Origin of the sequence: Streptomyces himastatinicus ATCC 53653 (genome assembly GCF_000158915.1) — a bacterium.
Taxonomy (GTDB): Bacteria; Actinomycetota; Actinomycetes; order Streptomycetales; family Streptomycetaceae; genus Streptomyces; species Streptomyces himastatinicus.
The window spans coordinates 2,963,971-2,973,087 of the sequence record NZ_GG657754.1; the positions used below are offsets into that span (position 1 = coordinate 2,963,971).

The following is a 9,117-nucleotide window of genomic DNA, read 5'->3' on the forward strand; positions in this document are numbered from 1 at the left end:
CGCGCTGATCAGGCCGATGCGCTCGGCACTCGGGGCGCGGACCGGTTCGCCGAGCATCAGCAGCCGGGTGGCGTGGCCGAGCCCCACCACGCGGGGCAGCAGATAGGCGGCGCCCATGTCGCCGCCGGAGAGCCCGACCTTGGTGAAGAGGAACGAGAAGCGGGCGGAGGGGTCGGCGACCCGGAAGTCGGCGGCGAGGGCGAGGACGGCGCCCGCGCCCGCGGCGGCGCCGTGCACGGCGGCCACCACGGGGAAGGGGCACTCCCGCAGCGCGCGGACCACCTGCCCGGTCATCCGGTTGAAGTCGAGCAGCTGGCGGGTGTCCATGGCGAGGGTGGCGCCGATGATCTCGTCGACGTCACCGCCGGAGCAGAAGCCGCGCCCCTCGCCGCCGAGCACGAGGGCGTGTACGGAGCCGTCGCGGGCCAGCTCGGCGAGGAGGTCGCGCAGATCGGCGTAGGCGCCGAAGGTGAGCGCGTTGAGCTTCTCGGGGCGGGCGAGGGTGACGGTGGCGACGCCCTGGTCGAGGGTGAGGCGCAGATGCCGCCAGTCCTCGGTGCGGGGCGCGGAACCGGTGAATGGACTCATGGGGGCCATGGCCTCCTTCAGCCGGACGGCTGGGTCTGCCGGGTGCCTTCCTGGTGCCTGCCCTTCGAAGTTATCACCGGTACGTGACTGTCGTCACGAGTGCGCGATAGAGCGCGGCCGTGATCGATAAGACCAAAGTCCTCCCAAGAGTGGTCCATGGTCCCTTCCGGCACTATCGTCCGCTTCATACCGTCAAGGGCTGCGGTATCCCGCTCCACGCCGACCGTCTGGACCCGTACGTGCCCGAACCGCTCCACGCCGCCACCTGGCGCTTCGCACTGCCGCACACCACTGCCGCGGTGCCGCTGGCCCGTGCGCTGATCCGCAACACGCTGGCGGACATCGGCGCGCCCGTGGACGGCGACACGGCGGAGCTGCTGACGGCCGAGCTGGTCGCCAACGCGGTGCAGCACACGGCCGGGGACGAGCCGATAGAGCTGGTGGTGGAGCTGGTGCCGACCGGCGGCTGGCAGGTCGAGGTCCACGACCAGGACCCCACCCCGCCCGGCGGTTTCAGCGGCCCGGACGGCCAGGGGCCGCACGGCCACGGCCCGGGCCGTCCCGAGGGCCCCAAGAGACCCGAAACCCTCGCCGAACGGGGACGCGGAATGCTGCTCATCCGGGCCCTCAGCGCGGACACCGGCTACCGCCCCACCCCCTACGGAAAGGCCGTCTGGTTCACCCTCCCCCCGGCGGAGGCCGTGGAGGGCTGACCTGTCAGCCCTCGCGCACCGCGGTGAGGAGGAGGAAGGCACCGGGTGCTGTGGTCTCCCGGACCGTCATCCCGGCCGCCTCCAAGGAGGAGCCCAACGCCTCGGGGTCGAAGCTCCGCACCCCCAGGCAGTCCTCGATCATGGCCTGGAAGTGCCGGTAGACGGGGTCCCGGGCGGGCTGGAAGGTCAGTACGGTGAAGGTGCCACCGGGGTGGAGGCACCGGCCGACCTCCCGGATCGCGGCCTCGGGGTCGTCCATGGCCTGCAACGCGTTCCAGCAGTTCACCGCGCCCAACGAGGCGTCCCCGAAGGGGAGTTCGACAGCGGAACCGCGCAGTGCCAGGACACCCGGCTGAGTGGCGCGCAGCCGGTCGAGCATGTCCGTCGCCAGGTCCAGGGCAATGACCTGGTTCTCACCGGCCGATCGCGCCAGGGTCCGGGTCCAGCTTCCCGCGCCGGCGGCAAGATCCAGGACGGGTCCGCCGACCGGTCGTACGTGATCGCGCAGATATTGGTGTTCTGCCTCGACGGTGATGGCGTCATTCCAGTTGATCCCGTGCACCCGGAGGAAGGACGGCCGCAGCAGCGACTCGTAGCGCGGCAGGTACAGGGGGGCGTTCGCGGCGATCACATCGGCTGTCCCGTCGGCGACCCGGGTCAGGTCGAGATAGCCTCGGCGCGCCGAGTACCGGGCGCCGCATCCCGAGCACCGCACCCCGCCCGTCGGCTCCTCGCCGAGCCGGTGGCGGCATGCCGGACAGCGGATCACATCGGCGTGGCCCCCGAGCGGTCCCGCGGGGACCGCCGTCGCGGCCGCCCCGCCCACCGGCTCGGGCCGGGACTGCGAGGTGGCGGTGCCCTCTCCGCCCGTCCCACGGCTCAGGCCGCTCATGCCCACGCTCAGTGCGCCGTAGGCCTTGGCGCCGGAGTAGGCGAGCAGGGAGCGGGTGTCCTTGCGCCAGAACTTTTCGGCGGTGGCGTCGTCGAGCTGCGCGGCCCACGCCCGGTCCCGGCGCTCTTCCTCCTCCGTCAGGACCCAGCCGGCCGGTGTGGGCCACACCCGGCCGAGGGCGGGCACATCGGCGTCCCGCCGGGCGAGGCACCGCTCCAGCCGGGCCCTGTCCTCCTCCGGCAGCGCGACCGCCCGGGTGCTCACAAGGATCCGGTCGGCCTCCTCGGGAAACTGCGCGAGGAGGTACAGCAGCGCGGGGACCGGCCCGGAAATGCCGCCGTCCTCCCGCCCCGGCCGTGCGGCGTAGGAGGTCAGCAGGGAGAGACAGGCGTCCAGCCCCCCGCGGATCTCACCGCGCACATCGGCGCCCCCTGGCGGGGGTGAGGTCTCGGCCAGCAGTCCCAGCAGGAGCAGAAGGCGCGCCTGATGGCCCGGGGGGCACTGCTCCAGATTGGCGAGCGCCTTGCGCACCCATGGCACGGCGCCCGCGGTGGGCCTTCCGGCCGACCAGACCGAACCGGCCAGTCTGGAGAACGCTTCCTGGGCCCCCTCTTCGGGGGTCCGGCAGAACAATGCGAATGCCACTTCGGCGTCGACCTGGGATTCCGGCACGCGCTTCCACCTCCGACAGAGTGACCGACCGACGCCGTCGATCGTTCCGTTGGAGGGCTGAGCACGGGCTGAACCCGGGCTGCGGGCGGACCGCGCCGACACGCGCGGTCCTCAGCAGTTGAGCCGTCGCTCCGCGGTGTCGCGCAGACCGCGCAGGGCGCGGTGCGCGCCCGTCCCCGGGGCCGCCGTGTAGAACATCAGCCGCTGGCTGGAACCCGGCACGGAGAGCAGTTCACACCGCAGGTCCAGGAGTCCCGCCACAGGGTGGACCATGGTCTTGGCCATCGTCCGGTTGACGCCGATCTCATGGCGAGCCCACAGCGCGGCGAACTCCGCGCTCCCGGCGCAGAGTTCGCGCACCAGCTGCCGCACACCGGGGTCGTCGGGGTAACGGCCGGCGGCCCGCAGGTCGGCCACGCAACTACGGCCCAGCCGCACCCGGTCGTGCGGGCTGATCCCACGGGCCGGGCCGGAGAACAGCCAGCGCAGCGTGTTGCGCCCTTCCGGGGGGATTCCCCCCAGGTCCCCCACCAGCGCGGTCGCCATGCGGTTCCAGGCGAGGATGTCGTAGCGGGAGTTCAGCACCATCGCCGGGATGTCCTCCAGCTGGTCCAGCAGGCGCAGTGCTCCTGCCTGCGGCCCGCCGGAGGAGACCACCGGCAGCCCGGCCTCTCCGACCAGGCCGAGCATGTAGTTGCATTCGGTGTCGGAGAGCTTGAGCGCCCTGGCCAGGGCGACCACGACCTGCCGGGAGGGCCGCAGCCGGCGCCCCTGCTCCAGCCGTGTGTAGTAGTCCACCGAGACACCAGCGCGTTCGGCCACCTCCTCCCGGCGCAGGCCCCGCGTCTGGCGTCGCCCGATGTCCTCCAGGCCCACGTCGGCCGGGCGTACCCGGGCTCGGCGGGCACGGAGGAAACCGGCGAGTTCCGCAGTGTTCATCGCTCCAGGATGCCGGACTCTTCTGGATCGGGGGTATCGAAGGTCATCTGGAGGCTCTTCAACGGATCGACGATCCACTGACTCCGGGTCAGCGGTTCCCCGGTGTCCCGGCGCAGCCCCGGAAGCCGGGCGGCCGCCTCCTCGATGAGGATCCGCAGTTCGAGCCGCGCCAGGGGCGCGCCCAGACAGTGGTGCCGGCCGTTCCCCAGGCTTACGTGGGGGTTCGGACGCCGGTGCATGTCGAAGCGGCCCGGGTCGGGGAACTTGTCCGGGTCCCTGTTGGCCGACGTCAGCCATCCGGTCACCCATTGGCCGGCCCGGACGTGCTGTCCGCCGATCGCGGTGTCCGCCAGGACGTGGCGCCGGACACCGGGGAAGGCGGGATACCAGCGCAGGGTTTCCTCTATGGCGTGAGGAACCAACTCCGGTTGCTCGCCCAGCCGCTCCCAGCATCCGTACTCGGTGAGGAAGAGGAACGCGTTGCCGATGCTGGTGGCGGTGGTGTCGACGCCGGCGCTGAGCATCATGGCGAAGTAGCCGACCAGATCGTGCTCCGTCATCGGCCGCCCGGCCACGGGGCAGCCGGACCGCTGGGCGGCTATCAGGTCGTCGACCAAGCCGGACCCCGGACGTGCCCGCCGCGCCTCGATCAGCTCCTGGAAGAACCGGACGAGGTCCGGCTGCGGGGGAAGCTCGCTGGTGGCCGAGGCGGCCCGGGACATTTCCTCCACCCAGGTGCGCATCCGGTCGGCGTACGACAGCTCCAGGCCCAGTACCCGGCAGATGACCCGGCTGGGCAGCGCTTCGGCGAGCGCGCCGACCACCTCGATCCGTCCCGTGCCCACGGCGACGACGTCGTCGAGCAGCTCCGAGACCATGTCGCGCACCTCCCGGGCCAGGCTGTCGAGCACGGTACGGCGGAAGGGCTCGGCCACCACGGCCCGCAGGTCGTCGTGGCGCGCTCCTTCCGCCGCCCACATCCCCGACAGCGAGGGGTGCGCCCGGAGCCGGTCTTCCTCCGACAGTCCGTAACCGGCGGAGAACGTCTCCCGGTCGTTGAGGACCCGCAGCACATCCGCTCTGCTGAACACGTTCCAGGTGTTCAGGGCTTCGTCGAAGTGGACCGGGGTGCGCGGGTCCCAGAAGATGCCGGCCCGCGCCGGCAGGCTCCGGGCGTCACCCCGTCGGCCCGATGCGCTGACCGCTGTCACGCGGGCACGATCGCTTCGATCAGATGCAGCAGCACGGGTGTGCGGACCACACGGGTGAATTCCAGCCCGGCGCGCTCGAACAGCGAGGCGAACTCCTGCTCGCTGCGCTCCCGCCCGCCCGCGATCAGGAACATCTGCAAGTCCATCAGGGTCGACATGGGGTCGGGCCGCTCGGGGTCCACGAGCTGGTCGATGACGATGATGCGGGCGCCCGGCTTCGCGGCCCGGGCGCAGTTGCGCAGCAGCCGGACGCAAGTCTCGTCGTCCCACATGTGCAGGACCGTACGCATCTGGTAGATGTCGGCGTCGTCGGGCACCGAGCGCAGTCCGTCGCCGGGGACGATCTCGCACCGCCCGGACAGGTCGCCGGTCCGCAGCTCCTCGTGAACCTCCGTCAGTGCCTGCTCCAGGTCGAACAGCACGCCCCTCAGCTCCGGGTTGCGCCGCAGTACGGCCCGCAGCATCGTGCCCTGGCCGCCGCCGACGTCGACGTACCGTGTCGCCCCGCCGACGTCGATGTGCTCGGCCAGCACCTCGTTCATGCTGCCGACCATGAGGGTCATCGCCTCGTTGAACGTCTCGCCCTCGCGGGGGGCGTCCGTGGCGAAGTACTCGAACAGGCTCTTCCCGTGGCGTGCGGGCAGGGCCGGACTGCCGGTGCGCACCGCCTCGGTCAGCCCCGTCCAGCTCCCGCCCATCCATTCGTCGCGTACGGTCTGCAGGAAGACACCGCCGCCCTCCAGCGCGTCGGTGCGCAGGATCGAGGACAGCCGCGAGTGCGTGAAGCGGTCGGTGCCGGCCGGGCTGAAGACCCCGAAGGCGGCGAGGGCGCGCAGCAACCGCCCGACCAGGTCCGGGTCGGCCCCGGCGCGCTCCGCGATGTCCTGGACGCGGGTGGGCTCCTCCTCCACGGCGTCGGGCAGTCCGAGTTCACAGGCCGTGCACAGAGCGAGCCCTGCGCCGAGACCGGTGACCAGGGGCATCAGCTCCCCGACCGGTGCGGGCAGCCATCCGGTCCGCGCGCTGGGGGCTACCGCAGGGGTCTGCTGCTGGCTCATCGGGTGTTCCTCCATGTCAACAGTGATCCGGGTGATGGGCCCGGGCCGGGAGCGGCCGGGCCGGCGCGGCGGCGCGCTCAGCCGACCGGCTGGAAGTCGGCGGCGTGGTCGAAGGCCCACTGGGCGTAGGTGCGCCCCCTGCGGCCGGTCAGCTCGGTGTAGGCGGGGCATACGGGCATGGGCTTGCCGTCCCACATCGCCAGGTATTCCAGCAGCTGATCGATGAAGTCGTTCCCGCCCCAGCGGCTGAGGGTGGCGCGGTACTCCTCCGGAGTGACCTCCTCCAGCCGGAGCTTGCGCCCGATGGCCTCGGAAAGGCACTCGATCTGCTCCTGCTGGGTCACCGACTCCGGCCCGCTGAGCAGATACGCCTTCCCCTCGTGCCCCGGTTCGGTGAAGGTGCGCACCGCGATGTCGGCGATGTCGGCCTCATGGATCGCGGAGGCGTGTGCCTGCGGGTACGGGGCACGGACGGTGCCGGTCGCCCGGATGGCGGGTGCCCACTGGAGGGTGTTGGTGGCGAAGGTCCCGGGGCGCAGGAACGTCCACGGCAGTGCCGAGTCCCGCAGCCGGTTCTCCACCACGGCGTGCATCTGCGCGATGGGGTTGTTCTCCGCGTTCTCGCGGGTCAGCGAGGACGTCGACAGCAGGACGGTGTGAGGGGCCCCGGCGGCCTCGGCAGCCGCGACGAAACCGTCGACGCCCTTCGCGTCCGCGTACAGGAACACCTTGGTCACCCCGGCCAGAGCGGCCGGGAGCGTGTCCGGATCGGACAGATCGGCCCGCACGGTCTCGACCCCGTCGGGCAGCACGGCCTTCTCGGGGTCGCGGCTGGCCACCCGGACCCGCTCGCCCGCCCCGAGCAGACCGTCCACGACCGCGCGCGCCACATGCCCGCGCCCACCCGTCACCAGAATCGTCACGACTATTCCTCTCTCTCGCTGTGTGTAACTCTTTTCCCTGAACCGAGTCAGGCCGCGACGCGGCTTTCGCACTCCGCTTTCACGGATTCCAATTCGGTGACCGCATTGCGCTGCGCGACACCGTGCAGCACCTTTTCTGTTTCCTCCGGGGTGAATTTCTCGGCGACGAGCCCGTTCACGGCTTCACGGGCGGCGTAATCCTGGGTCAGCACCAGCTGGGTGCGGTCCGGTCCGAGCGGGAACGCCCGCCATTCGCCGCCCATATGACTCACCAGCGGGGCCAAATCCCTGACCTGTCGGAACGCGATGACCCGGGCCTCGGAATCGATGTCGCGCCGGGTCACCCACGTGTGCACAACACCCGTGTTGACCTCGACCGTGAGCTGGACCAGCTGGTGCGAGGCGCTGGACTCCAGGACCACGACCTCGTGAATGGGTCCGAAAACCCGGTCGTGTGACCTGACGTCATGGAGAACGTTCCATACGGTATCGACCGGCGCCGCCACGGTGACCGTATCCTCAACGTGATGCACGATTTTTCCCTCCACTGAATGTCCGCCCCTGGACGGCCGCGGATCACGTTAGAAACCCCCGACTGTGTTCCGCCTGAGGATCGGCTGCGACCGAACCTGGGGCACGCGCGCGACGGGTAGGACTGACAGTCCCCTCCCATCCGAAGCGCGGCGCGAGGAGACTGACGCCGACCAAGCGATTCGACAAGGAGTTGTTGTGACGATTCTGGTGACGGGTGGGCGCGGGCATGTGGCGCGCGCGGTCGTGGACGGTCTGCTCGGGGCGGGCGAGCGGGTCCGGGTGGCCAGCCGCGACCCCGAGAAGGCCGTGCTGCCCGACGGGGTCGAGACCGTGCGGGCCGATCTGTCCGATCCGGACACGCTCCCGGCCGCTCTGGCCGGGGTGACCAAGGTGTTCCTGTACGCGGACGCGAAGGGCGTCGACGGTTTCGTCGCGGCTGCCGAGGCCGCCGGGGCCCCTCACACCGTCCTGCTGTCCGCGCTGGGCGTGGAAGAAGGCGACCCCGTGACCGACCCCATCGTGCGGATGCACCGCGCGGCCGAGGACGCGCTGCGCGGGTCCCGGCTCTCATGGACGTTCCTGCGCCCCGGGTCCTTCGCCACCAACACCCTTCAGTGGGCACCGGCCATCCGGGCGACCGGCACCGTCCGTGCCCCGTACCCGCTGGCCCACTCCGCGTCCGTCCACGAGGCCGACATCGCCGACGTCGCCGTGCTGGCCCTCACCGCACCGGGGCACGAGGGGAAGGCGTACCCGCTCAGCGGGCCGGAGTCGGTCACCCAGCAGGACCAGATCGACTGCCTCGCCAAAGCCACCGGCCGTCCCATCCGGCTGGAGGAGATCACCGCCGAGGAGTACCGGGCCACCCTCAGCCAGTGGGGCGACGAGGAGATGGTCGACACCCTGGTCGGCCATCTGGTGGAGGCGGACGGCCGCCCGGCCCCGGTGTTCTCCACCTACACCGATCTGACGGGAGAGCAGGCGCGCGGCTACGCGCAGTGGGCCACCGACCACGCCGACGACTTCCGCTGACGACGACCGCTGATACGGCCCGTGATCCACGGCGGCCCCGCGGCCTCCCCGCCGCCGTGGATCACGCTCCCGCGGGCGCGCCGCGTCAGCGCGGCTCGCCGAACCACCGCCGCAGGGCCAGGGTCAGCGCGTCCTGGTCGGGAGCGACGCCCGGCCGGGCGACCCAGGCGACACAGCCGTCGGGGCGCAGCAGCATGGCGTCCACGTCGTCGCGGTCGGCCGGGGCGCGCACCACTCTCACCCGCCCGGCCCACGCCGCCGCGACCCGGGGCGGTGCCGGATCCCCGGCCAGGTCCAGCAGCAGCCCCTGCCCGTCCTGCGGCAGCTCCGCCAGCCGCAGGGCGCCGGTGTCGTCGCCGTCGCCCACGGGTGACAGCTTCATGTCCGGACACAGGGTGCCGACCAGCGGATCGGGGTCGCCGAGGTCGTACCGAGTGGTGAGGCCGGCCATCATGTCGCCCAGGAACCGGTTGACCTCATCGAGGTCCATCAGCTCCGAGAAGAGCGCCCGCTTGCGCCCTGGTGTGGGTGTCGGGGCGCATGAGGGCGATCTGG

General features: G+C 71.6%; 10 protein-coding genes. 2 read left to right on the forward strand and 8 right to left on the reverse strand.

Features of this window, described 5'->3' with window-relative positions; all coding sequences use genetic code 11:
* Nucleotides 1-588, reverse strand: a 588-nt coding sequence (locus SSOG_RS11935) for an enoyl-CoA hydratase-related protein (protein WP_039937296.1), incomplete at its 3' end; no start/stop codon positions are given.
* A 227-nt stretch (nt 589-815) separates the two neighbouring features.
* Here SSOG_RS11935 and SSOG_RS11940 point away from each other — a divergent pair.
* On the forward strand, nt 816-1,301 hold the full coding sequence (locus SSOG_RS11940; RefSeq protein WP_039941004.1) for an ATP-binding protein: 486 nt from the start codon (nt 816-818) through the stop codon (nt 1,299-1,301).
* A 4-nt stretch (nt 1,302-1,305) separates the two neighbouring features.
* Here SSOG_RS11940 and SSOG_RS11945 read toward each other — a convergent pair whose 3' ends face one another.
* The 6 genes from SSOG_RS11945 to SSOG_RS11970 form a co-directional block, all read right to left on the reverse strand.
* Nucleotides 1,306-2,865, reverse strand: a complete 1,560-nt coding sequence (locus SSOG_RS11945; RefSeq protein ID WP_039937297.1) for a class I SAM-dependent methyltransferase — start codon at nt 2,863-2,865, stop codon at nt 1,306-1,308.
* Nucleotides 2,866-2,976: 111 nt separating this feature from the next.
* Nucleotides 2,977-3,804 (reverse strand): helix-turn-helix transcriptional regulator, encoded by an 828-nt coding sequence (locus SSOG_RS11950; RefSeq protein WP_039937298.1) that lies wholly within the window; start codon nt 3,802-3,804, stop codon nt 2,977-2,979.
* Nucleotides 3,801-5,015 carry a cytochrome P450 gene (locus SSOG_RS11955; protein WP_039937299.1) on the reverse strand — a complete coding sequence of 405 codons (1,215 nt, stop codon included), beginning with the start codon at nt 5,013-5,015 and terminating at the stop codon, nt 3,801-3,803. The genes SSOG_RS11950 and SSOG_RS11955 overlap by 4 nt, the downstream gene beginning before the upstream one ends.
* Nucleotides 5,012-6,073, reverse strand: a complete 1,062-nt coding sequence (locus SSOG_RS11960; RefSeq protein WP_039937300.1) for a methyltransferase — start codon at nt 6,071-6,073, stop codon at nt 5,012-5,014. The genes SSOG_RS11955 and SSOG_RS11960 overlap by 4 nt, the downstream gene beginning before the upstream one ends.
* Before the next feature lie 77 nt (nt 6,074-6,150).
* Entirely contained in the window at nt 6,151-6,996 is an 846-nt protein-coding gene (locus SSOG_RS11965) for an SDR family oxidoreductase (RefSeq protein WP_009714477.1), read from the reverse strand.
* A gap of 47 nt (nt 6,997-7,043) precedes the next feature.
* Entirely contained in the window at nt 7,044-7,529 is a 486-nt protein-coding gene (locus tag SSOG_RS11970; protein WP_167542485.1) for an SRPBCC family protein, read from the reverse strand.
* 196 nt (nt 7,530-7,725) lie between these two features.
* Between SSOG_RS11970 and SSOG_RS11975 the strand changes: the two genes are divergently transcribed.
* A complete protein-coding gene (locus SSOG_RS11975) occupies nt 7,726-8,562 on the forward strand; it encodes an SDR family oxidoreductase (RefSeq protein ID WP_039937302.1) in 837 nt (278 codons plus the stop codon).
* An 85-nt stretch (nt 8,563-8,647) separates the two neighbouring features.
* Here SSOG_RS11975 and SSOG_RS50265 read toward each other — a convergent pair.
* Nucleotides 8,648-9,117, reverse strand: a 470-nt coding sequence (locus SSOG_RS50265) for an aromatic-ring hydroxylase C-terminal domain-containing protein (RefSeq protein WP_483754808.1), incomplete at its 5' end; no start/stop codon positions are given.